Raw genomic sequence first — 20,789 nt, forward strand, 5'->3', positions numbered from 1 at the left:
GCGGTGATGCGTCGACCCGGGGTGGAGCAATAGGTACGGCCCGCAGCCTAGTCTCGAGGCTTCCGGCTCACCGCGTACGTAACCTGATGGCAGTTGGCGTCAACGATGGCGCTGAGCGCTTTTACCAACTCCCAGTCGGCGGGCGGCAGGGGCGCGCTGTTGGGTTTGGTGATGACCACGGTGATCGGCTGAAGTGGATCGCGGGCGCGAACCAGGCAGGAGTTCCAGATCAGGCTTTGAAGGGCGGTGAGCGGCCCCCAGATGATGAACATGGACGCGCCGGTGGGGCCGTCGGCGAAGCACCTCATGGGCTTTATCTCGATCGTGTCCGGCCTGGGCGACCACTGGTCTCCGAGCGCGAGACGGACGACGGACGCTGGGCCGGGGTAGGCGCGTTTCGTGAAGGTCGCGATCGTCCCGACGCCCTCGAGCGCGCGTCGATACTCCTTCGCCGGCCCGTCCTTGATCCAGACCCTGATTTGATGCGCCGTCATGAACGGCGCCAGTCTGCCGCCGATCTTCGGGTCCTTCACGAAGCGGTTGTACATATCGGTGGCGGCCGCTGCGGATAGTTCCTCCCAGCGTGCGGCGTCCATCTGACCGACGATCTCCATCAGGACCTCGGTCCGTACCTGGGGTGGAAGCGCCGCCATCAGATCCCTCCAATGGGTGGGAACTCGAGGCGTACGCTGTCGTCGGCGCCACCCAGATCCCCGACGTCGGCCATCCACTGTTCCAGCAGGTCCCGCACGCGCAGGTCCTCGAAGACGAACTGATTGCGCCCGACCGATACCTGTTCGATCTCGGCCTCGGACACCTGCTCGCGCATGTCGTAGACCTCGGCGAGGCGCCTGATGTCGCTGACGAAGTCGAGAACTTCCACGCGGCTCTTGCCCTTCGATAGGCGTAGGCCTCGCCCGAGTTGCTGCACGAAGATCCGTCGGCTGTGGGTGACCCGGGTGAAGCACAGGATGTTGACGTCGGGGACGTCGACGCCCTCGTTCAGGATGTCCACGGCTACCAGGATCGGTACATTGCCGGAGCGGAAGCCCAAGAGCCGCTTGCGTCGTTCTCTGGTCTTCAGGTTCGCGTGCAGCGTCGCCGCCCGCTCCCATCCGGGACGCAGCGCGATCAAGTCGCGCATCCGCTCCGCGTGCTCGATCGTCTGGCAGAAGATGATGGCTCGGGGGTTCGGCGTCTGGTCCCAGATTTTCTCGATGTGCCCTTTGACGGCGTCGTCCCGCTCGGGGATGAACAGACGCTTGTTCAGGTCTTTGATGGTGTAGCCGTGCTCAGATGCCTCACGTACGAAGTCCCAGTCGATGTTGTCGGCGAAGACGCTGTACTTGACGTCGGCCAGGTAGCCGAGGTTCATGCCCTGCGAGATGGACACCCGGACGACCGGGTTTCCGAACGTCCGCTCGATGTCGTACTTGTCGCCACGCCACGGCGTTGCGGTCACCCCGAGCCGCTTTGCCTCGGGCAAACGTTCGAGCAGCGAGGCGTAGTTGCCGGTTTCGCCGACGTGGTGGGCCTCGTCCACGATGACGAGGCCGGGCGAATAGCCGGACTCGACGTAGCTGCGGGCCGTCGGAGCGACGCCGAAGGTCACGCCGGGCAAGGCGTGTGGCTTCGAGTCACCATGGAGGATCCGCGTGGGGACCTGCTTGGGGATGTCACGCCACATGGCGCGTTCCAGCTGCTCCACAAGATCGATCATGTGTGCGGTGACCAGCACGCGCGCGCCCGGGTTGGCCAGCAGGAAGCGTCTCAGGACTCGACCGGCGACGACGGTCTTGCCGAGGCCGGTGGCCAGGTATACCAGAGCCTGGCCGGCGTCGGTGAGGGCCTCCCACGTAGCCTCCACCGCGCGGTCCTGGTACAGATGCAGGTCGAACGGTTTGACGTTGTCGGGGGCGCGGTCATAGACGGTCGCGAGTCGGCGTCCATCCCATAGGCTGATGTTGATTCCGACGTCACGCAACGCCTGAACGCGCTCATGGGCTTTTCGGGTAAAAGCCCTGTTCGTCACGACCACCGCGCGGTGGATGCCGTAGTGGCGCATCGCCGTGTGGGCCTCGTCCACGGCGTCGTAGTCGACTGACCCCGACTTCTTCCACTTGGCCTGGAAGACCCAGTCCTGCCCCTTGAGGCGAGCGATGATGTCGGCGCCCTTGTCGCCTGGGCCGTCGACGTTGACGACCTCAGTGAACGCGATGAGACCAAGCAGTCGTTCGAGCTGCCGCGTGAAGCCCTTCGGCCCCTCGTCGACCAGGAACGCCGGGTCGAGAAACGAGTTCGTCATATCGTGACGATCTCGTCGTCGAGGAGATCGGCGGTCAGCAGCAGCCGAGAAAGCTCCAGCGTCTTACGTAGGGGCGCTCCCGCGACCATCCTTCGCAGGTCGGCCAGCAGTGCTGCGATCCGGGAGATCTGATCCGCCTGGGTGTCCTCGCTGAGGGAGGCGTAGGTGGTCCGGAATAAGTTGGCGTCGAGCACTAGGGCGGGACTGTTGGTCACCAGGTCGTAGACGCCTGCCGCGCTGAGATAGCGCGCGAATTCCCCATTTTCGACCGCGCCGCTCCAGTCGACGTCGGGCGTGATGCTCACCGCGATCGCCTCGGCGGCTCGCCTGGCTTCGGCGGACAGGGCGCTCCAGTAAGCGTGTGGACTCTTCGGCGCGAGATGGGCGAGGCGCTCGCGCATGTTCTCGAGCAGGGCGTCGCCGCGAGCCCGTACAGCGGCGGCGTCAACCCGGCGGTCGGGGAATTGCTCGAGGATCGAGGTCACCAGATTGTCGAAGGATCCCTCGACGGAGTAGACGTTTTTGAGTCGTGGCGCGCAGCAGACTAGGGCGAGGTTCAACGGTGACCATCCGTACTGGCGGATGAGTGTCGCCTCGGCGTCGACGTAGATCTCGATCTCGCCGGCGACGATCCGAATCGCGGACGGCTGTCTCTGGCCGTCCATGCTCAGTTCGACTCCAGACGTGACGTAAACACGCAGAACGGGCTGCGCGTTGCCGATGCGCACCTCCCGGTCGGTGTCCGGCAAGAGCGTCGCGGCGGATCGCCACCGCGCGAACCGCTCCTCCTCGGTCTCCGGTGTGATCGGTTCCGGCTCATCGGCCGGCTCGTCCCTTTCCCCGCCGAGGTGACCGAGGCCTTCGTCGTCAAGCCAGTGGTCATCGTCCGCCGCCGGCGGCGGACCGGGCGGCGGACCGTTTTTGATCCTTTCGTGCGTCTCGATGGCCTCGTACCACTTTTCATCGGTGAGGTACTCGGGATCGTTGGCGCGGAATTTGCTCGCCCAGCCCTTGGCGGTCTCATGGATCGAGGTTGTGCCGTTACCCGGGACGAGGTAGCGAAGTCCCGGCTTGTTCTCGCGGTAGGCGTTGAAGAAGCGGCTCAACGGAGACGCGTTCTCGCGTCCGACCAGGCGCATGGCGATCAGCGGCCGGAGAGGCTCCGGCCCGCGGATCTTCTCGACCATGAAACGCCATTCGTGGGATGAGGTATCGAAGTTGTTCTTCCGCACGTTTACCGGCGCGTGGTCGAGATGGATCTCGCCGACGATCCGTCCCATCCCGAGCTCCACCGGGTACTCCAGCTCGAAGTCACCGTCCGGGGTCTCCCAACTGAACAGGGACTTGTTCTGGTACGTGATCGCCCGGCCGTGGCGCAGGAATGTCAGTCCGAAGTCGGACTTGTCGGCGTACCGCTGGATGCCGAGCCAGCCCCAGATCCGCCGTTCCCGCTCCTCGATGTCGGTACTCTCGCAGTCGACGCACTCCTCGTGGGCCACGCTGTACCAGCGGCCGCAGTTCATGCAGGCGTACGCGTTGGTGAGCGGAATGTTAATTCTGTCGCCGGCATGGACGTCCGAGCCCTTATAGGGCACGGAACGGCTTGGGTCCCAGACGCATGGAAGGTGGGGCGCGACCGGGCGACCGTTGACGTACATTCGCTGATTGGCCCCACCCATAAGCTCGGCACCCGAGTGGCCAGCCTGTGGGTCCCGCAGCATGTACGTGTACACGCGCCCCAAGAGGCTCATCGTCTCCTTGATCGCGCGGGTGGACTTCAGCCGAGTCACCATGTCTTCGCGAAGTTTGGTGACGGTGACCAGCGTGCCGTGCTCTTCACGCGACTTGTCCTCGTAACGCAACGGGACCTGATAGGTGGACTCGCGCTGCATCGCCCTGAGATCGATCGTCGCGATCACCCACTGATCGTCACCCCGACACCCGGTCCTGACCTCGGTGACGGCTCCGAGACGCGCCGTGGCGATGTTGAATCCCATGCCGAAGAGGCCGAGGCTGCCAAAGCGCTGCTTGCCTGAAGTGCCGGCGCTAAGCGCCCGCTGCAGTCGCTCGGGCGACACGCCCCGACCGTTGTCGCCCACCGTAATGACCGACGACTTTCCGGCCGCGCCGGAGCTCGGCAGCGTGATGTCGATCCGAGGCTCCAGCGATCGGTCTCGCGTCGAGGCTTCGATCAGCTCGTCCAACGAGTTGTCGATCAACTCCCCGAGGCATTGATGAAGCTGCAGGTCGACCTCGGCGATCATCTCCAATATTCGTGGCGACGGCGTGAGGTTGAGGCTGCTGAGCCGAGCGGTCATCGGTCGCTTATCTCCCGAGTCAACGAGTTGTGGACGCTGCCGGCGATGACTCGCTCGAGAAGCGCGGGGACCGTGTGGGGCGTCCTCTGCCCAGGGATCGTGGAACTCGAAGTCTAGATCCAGATGTCAACACCGCCCCAAACCTTGGCTCTGGCACACATTTGTCAGTCGCGTTCGTCCGTAGTTCGGGTCGGGTGCCGGATGGAGATCATTCCGGCGTTGCTGCCGCATCTGACGGGCCTGCGTTGGAAGCGGTGGTGGTCCGGGGCGAAGATGGCCAACCTCGACGGGAGCCGACGGGACGGCGCTAAGCGCGAGGTCGAGGTGGCGGCTCAGCTCCTGTGCGAGCCGGGGCGGCTCGGCGCTGTCTATCGGCTCGTCCTGATGGCCGCGCGTGACGTCGGTATCACGCCGGAGGCGTTGCCTGACTTCCTCGGACTGACGATGACAGGGAACTGGTTCTTGTCGGCCAGCGCGAGTTGGACGAGGTAGATGTCGCCGCCGCCGTGCGGCCGCCGGCGGCGGGGTGGATGCGGGGCGGAGTGACCTGGAGGAACCGGTGACCGAGCGTCTCCTGGTCGCCGCACTACGGATCGGTCAGCATCGGTTCGCCGGGGAGGTGCTCCGCAACCACGCACGGATGCGTGTTCTGCGGGTTGTCAGTCGACCTATCGGGCAGCCGGGCGGGACAGATGCTTGTCGCCAGCCACATCAAGCCGTGGCGAGTGAGCACACACGCCGAACGGCTCGACCCGCGTAACGGGCTGGCCGCTTGCCCGACCCATGATGCCTGTAAGGCGAGGATTGTCGCGGTGGGCCACACGAGCTGAATGTGGCCCCCCACCTGGGCAGAAGAATGGGTACAGATATCCCTGAACATTACCGTCCAGGTGGCGCACCGCCGTCGCCGACCTCTGGCCGCAATCCGGCGACCTAATCCTCATCCCGGGCCGGACGACATGATGTCCTTCCCCGCCGTGTCGGCAGGTACATTCGGTGCCGACCGCAGCGTGTCGCCCGTACCTCAGGCCGGTCGCGCGGCCCGCCGCTCATGCGACGCCCGGCGGACGATCTGACCGATGCGTTCGGCTGCGTTAACGGGGTCCTCATGTTCCCAGGCTCGGACTACAACCCATCCGGCATCGGCGAGCAGTTGGTCCGTTTCCCGGTCTCGGGCGCGGTTCCCGTCGATCTTCTCGCGCCAGAACTGATCATTGGCTCGAGCGGGACGGTAGTGGTCGGGGCATCCGTGCCAGTAGCAGCCGTCCACGAAAACCGCGACACGAGCGGTGGGAAACACGATGTCGGCGGTGCGTCGCAGCGTGGGTAGTGGGCGAGCGTTGACCCGGTATCGCAGGCCCGCCTTGTGGAGCAGCGTACGAATTCGTCGTTCTGGGCCGGTGTCGCGGGCCTTGTTGGCACGCATCACCGCTCTTACCGCCGGGCTCTTGGCCCATGAGGTCTGGGCGGTGTCCGGTGCCGCAAGGAGCCCTCGCGCCCACGCGAGTCGCCATCCCTCGGCGAGATTCTCCGGCCGGCTGGCGTGTTCGACCGGCCCAAGGTAGCGGGCGGGTGAGCGACCACGATCCGACCAACGCAGGTAGGCGCGAATTCGCCGCGTGCGCGGTAGCAGTTTGAGTTCGACGGAGGCTCGTGCCCGGCGTCCATCGCCGAGGTCGACCCACCGACGGTCCGCCCCGCCTGCGGCTCGGTCCTGCTCGGCCGCGGCCGCTCGTCGGCTACGGCCGTTTCGCCCTTTCCACGCCCTCGGCTCCGGTGGCTTCTCCGCCCAGTGCTGTTCGGCCCGCGCCGATGACGTCACGGCTTGCTCTCCGCCTCGTCAAGGGCTGTGGCGATGGCTCGGGCGAAGAACTCGCCGAGCATGACGGGGACTGCGTTGCCTAGTTGGCGCATCTGCTCACCACGGGGGCCGGCGAGCTTCCAGGTGTCGGGGAAGGTCATGACTCGCGCTGTCTCGCGTACTGTCATGTAGCGATGGCGGTACGGATAGGCAGCCCCGTCGACCGGTTCGGGTAGCGGTTCGTCGGTCAGGAGAACCGACTCCCCGCCGGGCACCCCATGCACTCCGGCTTTGACAGTCTTGGCCGGTCGATCGAGCTCGTTCGGAGTGTGGCCGGCGTAGATGCGGGCGTCCGGCCAGCCGATGTGGTCGGTGACGCCACCGAGGTGGTACTCGCGTCGGTCGAGTCGGTCCCACGGCACTGGGGGAAGGGAGGATTGGCCGTCGAGTCCTTTGATGGCGTCCCGCAGGGTGCGCCATGGACGCGTGTCGTCGGCCTTGGGTGGTGGGTCGGGCAATCGGGACATGGCGCGTCGACGCACATGGGCGGGGACGTCCCGATGCCGCTTCCAGTAGGAGCCGTCCAGCATTGACCGGATCAACGCCGCTTCCGAGTATCGCGGGCGCACGGCCTCCTTGAAGCGGTTGATATCGACACCAAGGTCGGACCTGAACGCCACGATGATGATCCTGTTGCGGACCTGAGGGACACCGTAGTCGGCGGCGTTCACCCTCGTGGTCACGACCTCGTACCGCCGCTTCGGATCCGTCGGGGCCTCGTCGAGTCGCTTCCGTAGCACCTCGTCGTGCTCGCGCCACGTGGTGTCCTCGTCGCGCTCCTCGAACGGCAGGCGCAACTCCCGCTCGATGTAGTCGAAGTACGGTTTGAAGGACGGACGCAACAAGCCTCGCACGTTCTCGCAGATCACTGCCTTCGGCTGAAGCTGGCGGATGGCGCGGAACATCTCCGGGAACATGTTCCGCTTGTCCTCGTCACCCTTGGCGACGCCACCCAGGCTGAAGGGCTGGCAGGGCGGCCCCCCAGCGAGCAAGTCAACACGGTCCCACAAGTAGTCGAAATTGACGTCGCGTACGTCTCCCTCGACCAGAGGCCATCGCTCACCAGGAGAGGGGATATGTTCAGTCTCGCCCCGGGGGGTGGCCGCGTTGGCTTTGAGGGTCTCGCACGCGTACTTGACGAGTTCGTTGACCAGAAGGGGACGAAAGCCGGCGCGATGGACGGCCATCGCCAAACCGCCGCCACCCGCGAAGAGCTCTACCGAGGTACGGTCTCTGACTGGCTTTCCTGGCGGCTCAGACACGACAGGAGCATACCGCGGAGTTGTCGATCTTGGAAGTAGGCTCTGGGCGCGTCGCCGCTCGCCCCGACGCGTGTGGACGAGCGGCGACCGATCCCGCACGTGGTCGACGTCGTGAGTGTGGTTTGGTTACGCGGGTCAGAGGAGGTGCGATGGCGGTCTGGCAGCTCGGTCCGTTCGACAACGACGACGCGGTCGAGTGGTGCGGCACCCTAGAGGCCAGCGCACCCGACCAACGCACCGAGCATCTGCGGCAGGCTCTCGCGGCGGCTGTGGTGGGCGGGTCGAACCTCACAGCGGGCGAGGCCGCTCGCGCGGTCGCCGCTGCCGCGACCGTGCTCCAGTCGCTCACCGGCGCGCCGGCCTCGAACTCGGCCTACGCCCCGTGGTTCCTCATCGGACGCGGCGACATTCAAGTCAGTTCGTCGCTGCTGGACTTGGCGACGCGGGCACTCGACGTGGTCCTCACCGACGGCTCGGCCTGGCGCCATCGCTGGGCGGGCGACGTCGAAGAGGAAGAGGCCCTCAGCGTCGTCGAGGACCTGCGACGCCGCCTCGCGTCAGCGACGATGCCGTAGAACGAGCAGGTGTACACATGGCGCCGCTCGCCGTCGGTGTTCAAAACAACTGACCCGGTGGCAGATCGCCACGCGGCTCGCCCCCGGCCTCGACGGATGCTTCGTCGTTCTCGGCGGTGGTGAAGCCACCAGGAGCGAGCTGGCCAAGGTCGCTGAGAAACGCCGCCAAGACGGCATCCCGCGTCTGATACGGCGGGACTCGGCTCAGGTGCTCCGCGATCTCGCGCCTGACCTGGTCTTCCGGCTTCTGATCCTCCAGCAGGGCAATGGCCCACTGCCTGCCGGGGTGCAGCGTATCCCAGGGCGATCGCTTGTTCGCGCGGGTCGTCGCGCTGTCACCATGCTTGCCCAGGCCGTAGCAGATCCTCATCTCGTTGTTCCAAATGGGCTTGAAAAAGTTGATAAGGAACATCTCGGCCGCACGCTGGTACCCCGTCTGCACGATCAAGAATCGGCATTCGAAATCCTCCTCGCGCAACGTCGAGGTGGCTCTCGCGATGTTTCGCCGATGCTCGTTGAGGCGGTCGAACACCGTGGTTCCCTGGCTGACCGCATCCTTCGCCGCAGCGTCCCTGGGGTCCGCCTTACCGATGTATATCGGCTGTTCGGTACCGGACAGTTGTGAGTAAGCGTCGAAGGGGCCCGTGTAGTAGAGCGCGTAGACACCTGCTCCGTAGAAGGGCTGCAGAGAGACCAGCGGATGCCGACGCTGGGCGATCGTCGTGAGCGCGACGATACGACCGGTGGTACTCGGAGCGCTGGGGTCGAAGAGGCTACTTGGTCTCAGTGTGGGATCAAGGCGGCTCACCGCCTGTTCAAGTCGCCCGACCTCGTCGGTCAGCGCCTTGCGGAGCAAGTTACGTGAGGCGGTTCGGCTTGGCGGCGCTACGGACTCCAACTCGTCCACAAGGGCCGCGAGTTGCTTGACAAGACGCCGGCCTTGATCGCTACCGGAGTTCGGCGGAGACACTCTGCGAGGCTACATGAACCCCAACACAGAGCACCGCCGCTGATCGCGGCCGTCCGTCCCCAATCTCCTACGCTCTCCAGAGGCTCGGCCGAGTCCTCGACCGCCATTGGCGGCTCCCTCAGGCAATGAGCCAATGGCATGTGTGGCCGGAGCGCTGGCACCGCAGCTAGCCGTTCGGTCGGTCCGTGCGTGGCCATCCTTCGCTAGCATGTCGCGCACAGCTACCTTAAGTGAACGGCACGTGACCACCACCGCCCCAGCTTGTCCCTTGCTGGCGGGAGGCCAGGTGACATGCTCATGATGAAGTGGGGTTAAGTGTCTCGTTGGCGCACGGAAGTCCCGACGAGCGGCTCGGTGAGCCTGCCGCCCGACCCTCACGCGCTCGACGGCCTTGGCCGCAACCATTCGATCGAGACCGCGCTGGCCGACCTAGTCGACAACTCGATCGACGCCGGCGCCAGCGACGTTCTGATCAGATTCATGCAGCAGCGGGGCCGGTTGTGCGGGCTGTACGTCGTCGACAACGGGCGAGGCATTCGCGCGGACCGCGTGGACGCCGCGATGACGGTGGGCGGCTCGGCCGCGTACGGCGCTGACAGTCTGGGAAAGTTCGGCCTTGGAATGAAGGCGGCCTCGTTCAGCCAGGCCCGCAGCCTAACCGTGCTATCGCGCACCGCCGACAGCCATGTCGTCGGACGACGCTGGCGCATCGGAGACCGCACAGACTTCCAATGCGACGTCGTCCCCCCAGACTTCGCCCACGAGGAAATCGATCGCTCGTGGAATCTCAAGTCGAGCGATACGGGTACGGTAATCCGCTGGGACGACGTCACCGGGTTTCCCGCCACCGATGATCCAACACGGGTGCAGGGGTTCCTCACGGCGACGATGACCAGGATCCTCGATCATCTCGGTCTTGTCATGCATCGCCTTCTCGCGGAGGGACGAATCAACATCGGGATCGACGCGGAGGACACCGACCTAGCGACGGCGGGCCCCCGATTCGACGTGACTCCCCTCGACCCGTTCGGATACCAAAAGCCGGGCCACCTCGACTACCCGAAGAGATTGACCGCGACCGCTCATGGACACGCCATCCACTTCGACTGCCACATCTGGCCCGGACGTTCGAAGACCCGTCAGTTTCAGCTCGTAGGCGGCGTCGTGCAGCGGCAAGGCCTGTACTTCTATCGACGGAAGCGGTTGCTGCACGCGGGTGGCTGGGACGGCGTGACCGTTCCGGACCCACGTCTCCAGCTCGCCAGAGTCGCGATAGACATCGATGACGAGATCATCGGGTTGTTCCATATGAACCCGGAGAAGTCACGAGTCACCGTCGGCCCCGAGTTCGCTCACCTCGCGGAACAGGCACGCGGCGAGGACGGCACGACCATGGCTGACTATCTGCGGGACGCGGAGGCTGCCTACCGAACGTCGCGGGAGCGTAGCCGGAACCGTCGCCGGATGATGCCGCCCGGCCGCGGCTTCGAGCCTGCCCTCAAGGGCACCATCGCGGATGAGGTTCCCTTCGTCGAGGGCGAGAACCCGATCGACATCCGATGGCGTCGTTTCGAGGGCACAGATCTCTTCACCGTCGATCGCGACTCCCGCACCTTGTGGCTTAACGATCAGTACCGCAGCACCGTGCTGAGTGGTCGCCGGGGCGGGCTGAATGACGCCCCGTTGGTCAAGGCGCTGCTCTACCTGCTGGTCGAGGACGTCTTTCAGGGTGAGTACCTCGGCGCCAAGGACAAGGACAACATCGCCCTCTGGCAGGAGGTCCTCACCACAGCGGTCCTATGTGAGGTAGCACGGAGCGAGAAGGAGTGAGCGGTCGTCACCTGACACCCGCGAGCTTCGAGCAGTATCTCCGCAGCGGCGTGAACATCGAGCATCCCATCGACGGGAAGCCTTGGGTAACCCTTCTGATCAATCCGGGCGGACCGATGATCGGGCTGCGCGCTCCCCGAGGTACTCACGAGGTCCCCCCTCGCGTGCGACTTGAGAATGTCAGCGCGGCGGCCGGGCACGGCACCGAGGGTCAATACCTGGAGATCCGCGTGACCGACCCGCAGTTGTTCAGTGACGCGTACCCGGTACTGTGCGCGATCGCCGACCGAATTCAGGTCCAGGGGATGGGGTTCACCTCAGCGGTCTCTGACACTCTCAATGTCTTGGGCCAACTACTGCAACCTCGACGGGCACTACCACGCGAGCGGGAGCTAGGCCTCTGCGGTGAGCTTCTCACGTTCATCGGGCTCTGTCGCCACGTGGGCGCCGCGAAGGCCCTCGCTGCGTGGCGGGGACCGACCGCCGCAGAACACGACTTCGGTATCGATGGCTTCGACGTCGAGGCGAAGACGACCGCTGCAGAGCGGCGCACGCATTGGGTCGGGTCACTCACGCAGCTGACAGGAACCGGCCATCGACCGTTGTTCCTCGCGTCGCATCAACTCACCGAGGCCGGCCCCGATGATGGTTGGCGACTGGGCGAGCTGGTCGCCGTCGCCCGCCGGGAGGTTGCCCCGACCGGCCTCCGCCAAGATCTCGATCGGCGATTGACCAGCGCTGGCTGGATCGACCCCTTCACGGACATGTGCCGCACACGATGGCGCCGACGATTCCCCTCTACCGCGTACCTCGTCGATCAGACTTTCCCCCGGCTCACGCCAAACATGCTCACCGACATCGGAGTCAACTCCGCGCGCATGACGGACGTACGTTATCGCATCGACCTTACCGGCCTGCCCGCCGCATCTCCGACTCCGATTCTCTTGGCCCAAGCAATTTCAGCGGAGGTGACGATATGAACGACCCGCTGGCGACCGCGTACCGTGAGGCGCTTCGCGCCATGGAGATCAAAGGCCCTCGCGCCCTGCATACCACTGCGGCGTTCCTCGCCGACGACGCGACGGTGGTCACGACCGACGCGTCGCTGCGCGCCTACCTGGTGGCGGCTGACCCCAACGACGTGCTGCGCAAAGAACTCGCGATACGCCTCGCCACATGGGACGCCGCCGACGACGCGCAGTGGATCGAGGGCACAGACCCACACACGGCCGCAAGGCGCGACCGCGTCGCATCGCTGCTCCGCGTCGATGACAAGACAGCCGTGTTCCTGGCCGAAAGGTTCCCGATCGCCACGAGCACATTCACCGTTATCGACGCACCCTGGGATCCATGGTATGCCGATCGCACCGACGACGGCCAGGGCTTCTACTGGGATCACTACAGCCGCTACCTGGCGGAGAAGTCGGGCTTCGATGGTGACGCAATCGCGGCCCTCGACGCGGCGACCACGAGCGTGGTCGAGCGCCTCGCTGACCCGACCCGCTCCGAGAGGCATCAGGCCAAGGGTCTCGTGGTGGGCTATGTACAAAGCGGTAAGACCGCCAATTTCACTGGAGTCATCGCAAAGGCAATCGACGCGGGTTACCGCCTGGTGATCGTCCTCACGGGAAGCACGGTCCTCCTTCGAACCCAGACGCAGCGACGTCTCGACATGGAACTGGTCGGTCGCGAAAACCTCCTACGTGGCATCAGCGAAGACGACACGGAGTCCTTCGACTACCATGACGATCCGGATTGGCTCGCTGGCAAGTTCCTACGCCACGGTGTCCAGCCTTCAGGGGTGGGACATCCAGACATCATTCGGCTGACGACCCGCGAGGTCGACTACAATAGCCTGTTACAGGGGATCGCGGCGCTAGACTTCGATCGACGAGACCCGAGAAAGCCATACTTCCACCCTGACAATCTCATACCGACGCCGGCCCGCCTCGTTGTCATGAAAAAGAATGGTCAGGTCCTTCGGAAGTTAGTCAAAGACCTCGGCAAGATAACGGCGCGGCTCGGCGAGATTCCCGCCCTTGTTATCGACGACGAATCCGACCAGGCCTCCCCGAACACCAGCAACCCGCGGAAATGGAAAGAAGATCAGAAGGAGCGCACGAGCATCAACCGGCTGATCGGCGAGTTGCTCACCCTTCTACCCCGCGCCCAGTACGTCGGCTACACCGCGACACCGTTCGCGAACGTCTTCATCGATCCCAGCGATGCCGAGGACATCTTCCCCAAAGATTTCATCATCGCACTGGACCAACCCTCGGGCTACATGGGTGCGAAGGAATTCCACGACTTCGACGGCAACACCAACCGTACTTTCGCGAACTCCCGAGTCGCGACGCACGTTCGGTACCTCCCGGATGACGACGCTGAGGACGATCCGTCGTTGTCGAGAGCCTTGGATGCCTTCGTCCTGACGGGGGCGGTCAAGCTGTACAGAGAGAGTCAAGGACTCGGCCCGTTCCGGCATCACACCATGCTCGTTCACGAGGGGATGAAGCGCAGCGTCCATCGCGAACAGGCCACGGTGTTGCGTGACCTCTGGCAGGCTGCGGGATACTACTCGCCCGCCAGCGCCAATCGACTACGCGCTATCTACGAGGGTGATCTTCTGCCGGTCAGCCGCGCCGTGGCGCCAGACCTCCCAATGCCGGACAGGTACGAGGACCTCGCTCCATACCTCGCCCGAGCCGTCCGACGGATCGGTGAGACAGGCGACCCCGTCCTTGTGGTCAACAGCGAACCCGCGCTCGAACGGGCCAAGGAACAGGTGAACTTCGACAAGCTCTCCGTCTGGCGGATTCTTGTCGGAGGTAACAAGCTGTCGCGTGGCTTCACTGTTGAAGGGTTGACGGTCTCCTACTACCGCCGAATGACCAAGCAGCAGGACACCCTGATGCAGATGGGTCGATGGTTCGGCTTTCGCGGCGGGTACCGAGATCTCGTTCGCCTGTACATCACGCCGACACTGCACGAGGCATTCGAGGCGGGCTGCCTCGATGAGGAGTCGTTCCGCGGGGAGTTGCGCCGCTACGCGATGCCGATCGGCGGACGCCCTCAGGTCACCCCTGCCTGTATCCCACCGCTGGTCGCCCAACACCTTTCCTGGCTCAAGCCGACCGCCACCAATAAGATGTACAACACGGTGCTGACCGAACGGCGTTCGCCTGGAACACCGATCGAGCCTCGGTGCTACCCCTCCGACGAGGCACTCATACGGCGCAACACAGAGGCCTTCGCTCCCGTTCTGCACGCCGCCAGCCAGGAGGCCCACCTGCACGGCGGTTCCGGGGAGTGGGACTACCGAGCGTTCGTCGGTTCCATCAGCCACCAACTTCTCGTTGCGGCGCTGGGATCGCTTTGGCTGGCCATGCCGGACTATCTCACACCCGACCTCCGCTGGCTCAGTTCCCTAACGCCAGACCAGATCGACAGATGGGTTGTGATCTTTCCGCAGCAGGTTGGGGGCGCGACCCGACGGCGAATCCTCGGTCACGCGCCGACCAGCGTGTTCGCGCGTACTCGTCCACGTCGGGACTACTACAGCACCTTGAGCGAGGTCGACCACCGCAGGCCAATCAGCCTGATCAAAATCGGAGTCCCCGAGATCGGTGACGAGACAGCTAACCGGCTTGTCGGCACCCGCACCGGCACCGTCATGGTTTATCCCACCGTGGACCGCCCCAATGACCGTTCCGCTAAGGCCGTTCCCGGTGAACCCGGTGACGAACTACGGTCAGACAAAGTCACATTGGCGTTCCGCCTCGTCGCGCCTGTTACCGCTATCGGCGAGGATCGTCGTTTGGTGACTTTCTCTACTATCGATGGCTCCCTTGATCATGAGGCAATTATTGACAGGTCCCGATGACTTGAAGCGTGAATATTCCTTAGATTTTGAGTGGTCGTGTCGTCTGCCAACCCAGGGTATTGCGTGGTTGGGTAACTGCTGGTCACGCCGCCAGCGAACAGTTGCCCGAACTGCGGCTGGCTACAGGAGGGTCCTGATGCAACGGAGGGTGCGTCGGACCTGCTGGGCCGGCGACGATCGGGATGATCCTTCGAGTTTGCGGCACTCCGCCCCTGGGCGAGGCGGTCACTCCGGTGTCCTGCGGGTGAGGACGGCTGGTTGGTGCGGTGGCTATCCCAGGCCCACTGTTCGTCACCGATACCCCGCCAGTTGCGCTGACGGAAGCGGTGGGCTCCGGGCGGACGTAGCGCAGGCAAGTGATCGACCCGGCGGGGCCGGCGCAGCATGATCGCGAGAGCTTCCAGGTGCAGGCGGGGGCCGGAGGTAGCTCAGGGCTGCGGAAGTGTCACCCCTCTGCTGTTGCTTCCGGCCGATGCCCGCAGGTCGCGCAGGCGTTGTCCAGCACTCGTCGACGTACGCTCCGGCGTCGTGCGGTCTGACACGCGAGGGCAACAGTGAGCAGCGCCGCGCCGGCGAGAAGAATCAATGTGGGCCCCCCGGGGTCTTAGGAAAGGGCAATCGCTGGCGGAGCTTGCCGATCAGGTCGGATGTCGTCCTATGCGGCCGTCGGTGCCGAAAAGGATGGCCGGGGAGATCGCTGCAGGCGCCTCGTCGTCGAGATCGACGGCCAGGTCGAGCAACGCGGCCACGAAACGGCTCAACCAGTCATGGCCACCCGGCCCGGGTTAGCGAGTCTCCCACTGGGTAATGCCAGGCATCCTCCTGCGGGCGTTGCAGTGGGCAGCGGCGCGTGAGGAGGACAGGTGACTGGGCGCAACGAGGACACGGGAGCCGCCTATCGCGTCACCCACGGTGCGGAACGTCGCTGGCAAGCGGTAGCCGCCGCTGCGGGCCTGCTCGTGGCGCTTCTGAATTTCAGCGCCGCCTTCGGACACTCCGCCCCCGCGCACAGCGGCGAATACGGCCGCGGGTACACGGAGAACAATGCGAGCGAGTACATACGCGCGGACGGCGTCGACTTCCGCGAGGTGGTGCAGGAGTTGCGCCCGGCAGCGGTGCCGGTTCCGCCAGGCTACTCGTTTGCCGCTGACGCCGACGAACTCGTTGCTGGGCTTGGAAACGAACCGGCAGTGATACAGGTGACCGCCGTGCGGGGAACGTACGCTGGTTGGGCCGCGTGCGCCTGGAAAGCGGACTGGCTCACCGCGCAAGCCGCAGGAGACAAACCCCGATCCGCGATGGCCTCGGCGATGCTGCGAGAAGTGCCTCCCTGGCCCCTCGTCGTACAGACGGACGGGGGCGGTATCCGTCAGCAGTACCGCAAGGTGGCGGAGTCCGCCGAGCGCGAAGACGTGTCGGCCGTGCGTGACGATGTCCGTGACAACTGCCCAAGGCACTTGATCGGCAAGTCACGCTGACTGCGACATCGCCTCGCTGGACACTGACCACCCATCCGCTCGCCAAAGTCAGATGTGCGTAGGAGAACCAGTCACGTTTCACGTCGCCACTGGGGCAGCTTGACCCGACTGGAGTCGAGGCGAACCTCGATGGCCTCCTTTATCTCAAACTGGCAAACTCGCGTATTCTCCAGGGTGAGTTCTACCTCCGCGCGCCGGCCGCCGTCGAAGCGCATCACGGACCGTAGCTGAAGAGGGTGGCACTGGCGTCCGCAAATGGCTCCCCTCTGTGTCAAGAGGCTGCGGCGAGGGTTGTTCTAGGCTGGGGTGTGGCGGGTCCGGGAAGTGACTTCTCCGAAGAGCCGGCGTGGGGATGCGAGCTGGTCACGCTGGAGTCAGTAGTCGTCTCCCGTTGTCCTCCCGGACCCGTCGCCGTGGTGTCGTCGATCATCTGTTGGTAGACGATGTCGGACAGGCGTCGTTTTAGCGTTCGCATCGCCTCCATCGATCTCTTCCCCGCGCGGCCTTCTTGCGGTCGAAGTAGGCGCGGCCGTCGGTGGGGTTGCGGAGCTGGACGGTGGCCATGATGTGCAGCACCCGGTTGATCTGCCGGTTCCCGGCCCGGGAGAGCCGGGGGCGTACCTGCTCGCCCGAGGACGCATCGATGGGGGCGGTGCCGTGACCTCGGTTGGTTCAATGGTGAGGTCGTGTGTGCGCTTCGGCTGACCGACCGCCAAGCCACCCCGATCGTCCGACACTAGATACGGAGTGCGCGAGCCGTCAGGACCGGGGCTCTTCCGCTGCGTCAGATGGGCCGGACGCAGCATGAGGGCTGCGGCTGACTGTAGGACGCCGCTGAGATGGTGGAGGCTCGGTCGGTCTTGTCGCGGCCTGGCCTGCGGCATCTGATTCTGACCGCGAGGGCCGCCGGGTTGACGCTCTCGCTGAGGCGGCCGCGATGGCTGGTTTTGTCCAAGCACTTCGTCCGTTGGCGGACCACCGGGGACAGGCATCGGAATAGCATCGCCAATACCAGTCGTCTGAGCGGCGGCGGCGCAGGTCCACCTTTGCGCCACCGCACGCGCCGCAGCGCGGCGGCGCGGCGAACTGAGCTCCGTGCTCGTGTTCGAGGAGTTTGCGGGCAAAGTGAGCACCTCGAACGGTGAGCATCACTTCACGCGTCCAGCTCTGCGACAGTGAGTTGAGACTGCCTAGGAGAACCGTTTCGTCGTCGATGATGACGATCTTTTGGTGCATCATGTTGATCTCCACGACGTTGTGTAGGACCGCGCGTAGATCGGCCAGGTACTTCTGGTGTTTGGGTTTGCGTTGCAGGGCGTCGCCCGGGTCCCGTACGAACAAGGTCACTTTCACGCCCCTAGCCGCAGCTTCCGCCAAGACCGGGAGCAGGGACTTGACCCGGTCCGTGGTCCATGGAGCCCAGATCCAGATCGAACGACGCGCGGTTCCCAGGTGGTCAGCGAATGCTTGATAGAAGCTGCGTTCATCGTGGATGTCGGTGACCCGCACGTGCTGCGCCAATATCTCCGACAGTTCACTGGAGACTGGCCCAAGGAGCGGACGTTCCGGTCCTGTGACCGTTGAGGGCGTGATGAGTAGGGTCGCTGGTACGGTGCGGGCCCGCTGGTGTCGTAGCAGCGCGGCAACCTGACCCATGGGGCTACCAGCAGGCGCGGAAAGGACCCGGGTGCGGCTGCCGATCAGGTACAGCCGCGTCTGAGTACGGGTGACCGCGACGTTGAACAGCCGCGTCCCGTCGCGTTCCCACGTGCTTCCTTGCAATGTAGCCCGGGCTATCCACCGCTTGTCACGGTCGTCTTCGACGAGATCGAACACAACGACCGGGAACTCACGGCCTTGGAAGCGGTGTGCGGTGCCAACCTCGGTGACGGGCTTCGTCGACCGTTCCTGGTCACGGAGCGCTTCGAGGGTCGCCTCAACCTGGTGCCCGTACGGGGTGATGACGCCCGTTCGTTCGCCCCGAGCCTGGTGGTAGTCCGCGAGGACCCGGCTCAGGAGAGCCCCGGCCGGCCACCAGCCGCTTACTCGGCCGGCAGGGCGGACGCGCCCAATGTCATCCAGCTTGTCGGTATCGATCAGCACGATCTCCGGATCGTCTTTGCTGTGGGCACGCACGGTCCGGCCGGGCTTGAGCAACCCGTCGTACGCGACGGCATTCGCCAAGCCCATGATTGCCGGCCCGAACCTGTGCTGCACGTCCAGCGCGGTGCAACCCGAATGCCCCTGTGCCTGTGACGGTGTGGTGATGCCGCAGTGCGCGAACACGTCTTTGGTCAACCAGCGCTGGATGTCTGGCCGCTCGGCGCCTCGCACCTCATCGCCCACGATCGCACCGAGTTGCATGAAGTCGCCGAGGAGGACGGCCGCCTGTCGTGCGCGTGAGACGGCGAGAAGCACCTCAGGGAGATTCGCGGCGCCGACCTCGTCGATCAGGACGACGTCGTAGGGGCCATCCATCAACGCCTTGGTGGTTCGAAGCCGGGCAAGGGTCGTCGCGACCACTATCGCCCGGCGAATAATCTCTCCCTCGGCGTCCCGCCGAAGGCGGTCGAACTGTTCTTGCGCCTTCGCGTGTTCCTGCTCCAGCCGCGAGCGTTCGACCTGGTCGGCGATGGTCTTCGCCCGCAACTGGGCTAACTGCGCCGACAGCGACGACAGATGATGCCGGTCGGCGTGCTCCACCATGGCGCGCTGCGCCTCGGTCGGCCTGGCCCTGGCCTCGGCAGCAAGCAGTGCCTGCTGTGCCCGCGTCAGATGCTCCTCGGCCTGCCTCGCCAGCGCTTGCGCCTGCGCGTGGGCCTGCTGCGCCGCAGCGAGAGCGGCATCACTGGCCTGAATGTCCGCACGGCTGCCACCCGCAGTGGCGGTAAGCTGCTCGGTCCGTTGCCGAACCATTGAGCGACGTCGCCTGAGTAACTCCTTGGCTTCCTGTGCCCGTGGCTCCAGATCCTTGGCCCGCTGGCGAACTTCACTCAATGCCGCGCGATGCTGCTTGATCCTCGGCCGGTCCCGTATCCGTGCGAGGGCACCTCCGCCTTCCATTCGAGCCAGCTCTGTGTTGATCTGGCTAGCGGAGTGCCGTGCCGTCAGCACCTGGGCGTCGAGATCATCAGTAGCGGCGACGAGATCGAGTAACTCCTGCCGGAGCCGGTCGATCTCCGCGTATATCGACCGGGCCCCGGCAAGGGCCTGCACACGCCGATCAGCCACGGCCAGCTCATCGTGTAGCCGTACACAGTCCTGCCGTCGGCCCCGCATCCCAGCCTGAGCCGTCGCCACCGCTTCGGCGAGACGCGGAATCTCCGCCTCCGCGGCCAACAGCCGTTTCGCCTGCCGGTACCGCTGCTCATCGAAGTCACCAACCCGCTCCCGCAGGCGGACGAGTTCGTCGCCCGCCTCACGCATCCGTAGCAGTTCGCCCTCAATGACCTGCCGTTGCTGTTCCAGACCCGCCAACTGTTCCCGCACCAGGTGTGGAAGGCAGATCTCGGGATGCTTGAGCACGTCTGGGTGGTGCGGAGGACCGACCCGGAGCAGGTCCCCCGGTTGATGACGGGCGCCCACGACACCAAGCAGCGCATTGTCGACGGCGATATTGGTGGCGGACACCAGCAGCACACGCTTGCCCGAGGCCATCAAGGCGCCGATGGCCTCGGCCAGGACACGTGTCTTCCCCGTGCCTGGCGGCCCCCAAACGAGACGGACACCGGCGCCCAGGCACGACTCGTACGCCTCCTGCTGCATCGGGGTGAACCCGGCGACCGGATCCACAACGCGAGGAGCGGTAGCGAGCCTCCCAACAGCAAGATCGTGCGCCAGACCCGCGTCGGTAAGTCCTGAAAGGCCCTCACGTAGCTTGACGAGCAGGTAAGTAGCCGGTTGCTTGTGTTGCCAGAGATACGCCTCACCAAGATCCACGAATTCGGCGACACGTACCCGCAACAGCGACCCGTCCAGCACCGCTTCCATGACCGGGTACCCGGCACCCGAACCAGGTTGATTCTTGCCCGCCAAGCGCAGCGACTCGATTTGATCCGGGTCAGCACGAGATCGCTCCGCACCTCGGACATCAATGGCGTACCAGCCGCGCTGGCCCTCCTGGCGGGCCCGGCCCACGCAGATCAGGCGTTCCGACCGGGCGCCTGCGGTGCTGCTGATCCAGAAGTCCAGAGCTGTGCAGACCTCATCGCGCCAGTCCGGCAAGAACGACCCCCTCGCGTCACGCGTTCAAAGGCGATGCTACGTTCCGCAACCAGTTGAACACCAGGTTCGACATGGATCGCAAG

General features: G+C 65.0%; 16 protein-coding genes. 7 read left to right on the forward strand and 9 right to left on the reverse strand.

Annotated features, from left to right (window positions below; all coding sequences use genetic code 11):
• Positions 1-47: 47 nt before the first annotated feature.
• Genes JM949_RS02980 through JM949_RS02990 form a run of 3 tightly spaced genes read right to left on the reverse strand, consistent with a single transcriptional unit; the run spans position 48 to position 4,623 of the window.
• Positions 48-614 carry a hypothetical protein gene (locus JM949_RS02980; protein WP_203146927.1) on the reverse strand — a complete coding sequence of 189 codons (567 nt, stop codon included), beginning with the start codon at positions 612-614 and terminating at the stop codon, positions 48-50.
• A 38-nt stretch (positions 615-652) separates the two neighbouring features.
• Positions 653-2,305 (reverse strand): DEAD/DEAH box helicase family protein, encoded by a 1,653-nt coding sequence (locus tag JM949_RS02985; RefSeq protein ID WP_203146928.1) that lies wholly within the window; start codon positions 2,303-2,305, stop codon positions 653-655.
• Positions 2,302-4,623 carry an ATP-binding protein gene (locus JM949_RS02990; protein ID WP_203146929.1) on the reverse strand — a complete coding sequence of 774 codons (2,322 nt, stop codon included), beginning with the start codon at positions 4,621-4,623 and terminating at the stop codon, positions 2,302-2,304. The genes JM949_RS02985 and JM949_RS02990 overlap by 4 nt, the downstream gene beginning before the upstream one ends.
• Before the next feature lie 201 nt (positions 4,624-4,824).
• Between JM949_RS02990 and JM949_RS02995 the strand changes: the two genes are divergently transcribed.
• Together JM949_RS02995 and JM949_RS39535 are read left to right on the forward strand one after the other, a co-directional pair.
• Positions 4,825-5,115 (forward strand): hypothetical protein, encoded by a 291-nt coding sequence (locus JM949_RS02995; RefSeq protein WP_203146930.1) that lies wholly within the window; start codon positions 4,825-4,827, stop codon positions 5,113-5,115.
• A 200-nt stretch (positions 5,116-5,315) separates the two neighbouring features.
• Positions 5,316-5,453, forward strand: a complete 138-nt coding sequence (locus JM949_RS39535; RefSeq protein WP_407664684.1) for an HNH endonuclease — start codon at positions 5,316-5,318, stop codon at positions 5,451-5,453.
• A 194-nt stretch (positions 5,454-5,647) separates the two neighbouring features.
• On the opposite strand, the gene JM949_RS03000 is transcribed toward JM949_RS39535, so the two are convergent.
• Both JM949_RS03000 and JM949_RS38955 read right to left on the reverse strand, forming a co-directional pair.
• Positions 5,648-6,049: a very short patch repair endonuclease gene (locus JM949_RS03000; protein WP_203146931.1), complete on the reverse strand. Its 402-nt coding sequence runs from the start codon at positions 6,047-6,049 to the stop codon at positions 5,648-5,650.
• A 392-nt stretch (positions 6,050-6,441) separates the two neighbouring features.
• A complete protein-coding gene (locus JM949_RS38955; RefSeq protein WP_309231973.1) occupies positions 6,442-7,746 on the reverse strand; it encodes a DNA cytosine methyltransferase in 1,305 nt (434 codons plus the stop codon).
• Between the two features lie 149 nt (positions 7,747-7,895).
• Between JM949_RS38955 and JM949_RS03010 the strand changes: the two genes are divergently transcribed.
• Positions 7,896-8,321: a DUF4259 domain-containing protein gene (locus JM949_RS03010; protein ID WP_203146932.1), complete on the forward strand. Its 426-nt coding sequence runs from the start codon at positions 7,896-7,898 to the stop codon at positions 8,319-8,321.
• Positions 8,322-8,361: 40 nt separating this feature from the next.
• On the opposite strand, the gene JM949_RS03015 is transcribed toward JM949_RS03010, so the two are convergent.
• The gene (locus JM949_RS03015; RefSeq protein WP_203146933.1) at positions 8,362-9,291 is read right to left on the reverse strand and encodes an Eco29kI family restriction endonuclease; all 930 of its coding nucleotides are present in this window, start codon (positions 9,289-9,291) and stop codon (positions 8,362-8,364) included.
• A gap of 354 nt (positions 9,292-9,645) precedes the next feature.
• On the opposite strand from JM949_RS03015, the gene JM949_RS03020 reads away from it, so the two are divergent.
• From JM949_RS03020 to JM949_RS03030, 3 genes are read left to right on the forward strand one after another with little or no spacing between them, the layout of a single operon-like run.
• Positions 9,646-11,121, forward strand: a complete 1,476-nt coding sequence (locus JM949_RS03020; protein WP_309231974.1) for an ATP-binding protein — start codon at positions 9,646-9,648, stop codon at positions 11,119-11,121.
• Positions 11,118-12,101 (forward strand): PD-(D/E)XK motif protein, encoded by a 984-nt coding sequence (locus JM949_RS03025; protein ID WP_203146935.1) that lies wholly within the window; start codon positions 11,118-11,120, stop codon positions 12,099-12,101. The genes JM949_RS03020 and JM949_RS03025 overlap by 4 nt, the downstream gene beginning before the upstream one ends.
• Entirely contained in the window at positions 12,098-15,004 is a 2,907-nt protein-coding gene (locus JM949_RS03030) for a Z1 domain-containing protein (protein WP_203146936.1), read from the forward strand. Before JM949_RS03025 ends, JM949_RS03030 begins: the two co-directional genes overlap by 4 nt.
• A gap of 638 nt (positions 15,005-15,642) precedes the next feature.
• On the opposite strand, the gene JM949_RS38410 is transcribed toward JM949_RS03030, so the two are convergent.
• Positions 15,643-15,765, reverse strand: coding sequence for a hypothetical protein (locus tag JM949_RS38410; RefSeq protein ID WP_255545496.1), 123 nt, complete (start codon positions 15,763-15,765; stop codon positions 15,643-15,645).
• A 102-nt stretch (positions 15,766-15,867) separates the two neighbouring features.
• Here JM949_RS38410 and JM949_RS03035 point away from each other — a divergent pair, with 102 nt between their 5' ends.
• Positions 15,868-16,482, forward strand: a complete 615-nt coding sequence (locus tag JM949_RS03035; RefSeq protein WP_203146937.1) for a hypothetical protein — start codon at positions 15,868-15,870, stop codon at positions 16,480-16,482.
• Between the two features lie 462 nt (positions 16,483-16,944).
• Here the strand turns inward: JM949_RS03035 and JM949_RS03040 are convergent, their stop codons facing one another.
• Both JM949_RS03040 and JM949_RS03045 read right to left on the reverse strand, forming a co-directional pair.
• Positions 16,945-17,127, reverse strand: coding sequence for a transposase (locus JM949_RS03040; RefSeq protein ID WP_309231976.1), 183 nt, complete (start codon positions 17,125-17,127; stop codon positions 16,945-16,947).
• 114 nt (positions 17,128-17,241) lie between these two features.
• A complete protein-coding gene (locus JM949_RS03045) occupies positions 17,242-20,706 on the reverse strand; it encodes an AAA domain-containing protein (RefSeq protein ID WP_203146938.1) in 3,465 nt (1,154 codons plus the stop codon).
• Positions 20,707-20,789 lie beyond the last annotated feature (83 nt).

The organism is Micromonospora tarensis, assembly GCF_016803395.1.
GTDB lineage: Bacteria > Actinomycetota > Actinomycetes > Mycobacteriales > Micromonosporaceae > Micromonospora > Micromonospora tarensis.

Excerpts from the sequence above, each read along its gene's own strand:
- JM949_RS39535 (WP_407664684.1), top strand. The coding sequence starts at position 5,316 with ATGCTTGTCGCCAGCCACATCAAGCCGTGGCGAGTGAGCACACACGCC.
- JM949_RS02995 (WP_203146930.1), top strand. The coding sequence starts at position 4,825 with ATGGAGATCATTCCGGCGTTGCTGCCGCATCTGACGGGCCTGCGTTGG.
- JM949_RS03030 (WP_203146936.1), top strand. The coding sequence starts at position 12,098 with ATGAACGACCCGCTGGCGACCGCGTACCGTGAGGCGCTTCGCGCCATG.
- JM949_RS02990 (WP_203146929.1), bottom strand. The coding sequence starts at position 4,623 with ATGACCGCTCGGCTCAGCAGCCTCAACCTCACGCCGTCGCCACGAATA.
- JM949_RS02985 (WP_203146928.1), bottom strand. The coding sequence starts at position 2,305 with ATGACGAACTCGTTTCTCGACCCGGCGTTCCTGGTCGACGAGGGGCCG.
- JM949_RS03010 (WP_203146932.1), top strand. The coding sequence starts at position 7,896 with ATGGCGGTCTGGCAGCTCGGTCCGTTCGACAACGACGACGCGGTCGAG.
- JM949_RS03000 (WP_203146931.1), bottom strand. The coding sequence starts at position 6,049 with ATGCGTGCCAACAAGGCCCGCGACACCGGCCCAGAACGACGAATTCGT.
- JM949_RS02980 (WP_203146927.1), bottom strand. The coding sequence starts at position 614 with ATGGAGATCGTCGGTCAGATGGACGCCGCACGCTGGGAGGAACTATCC.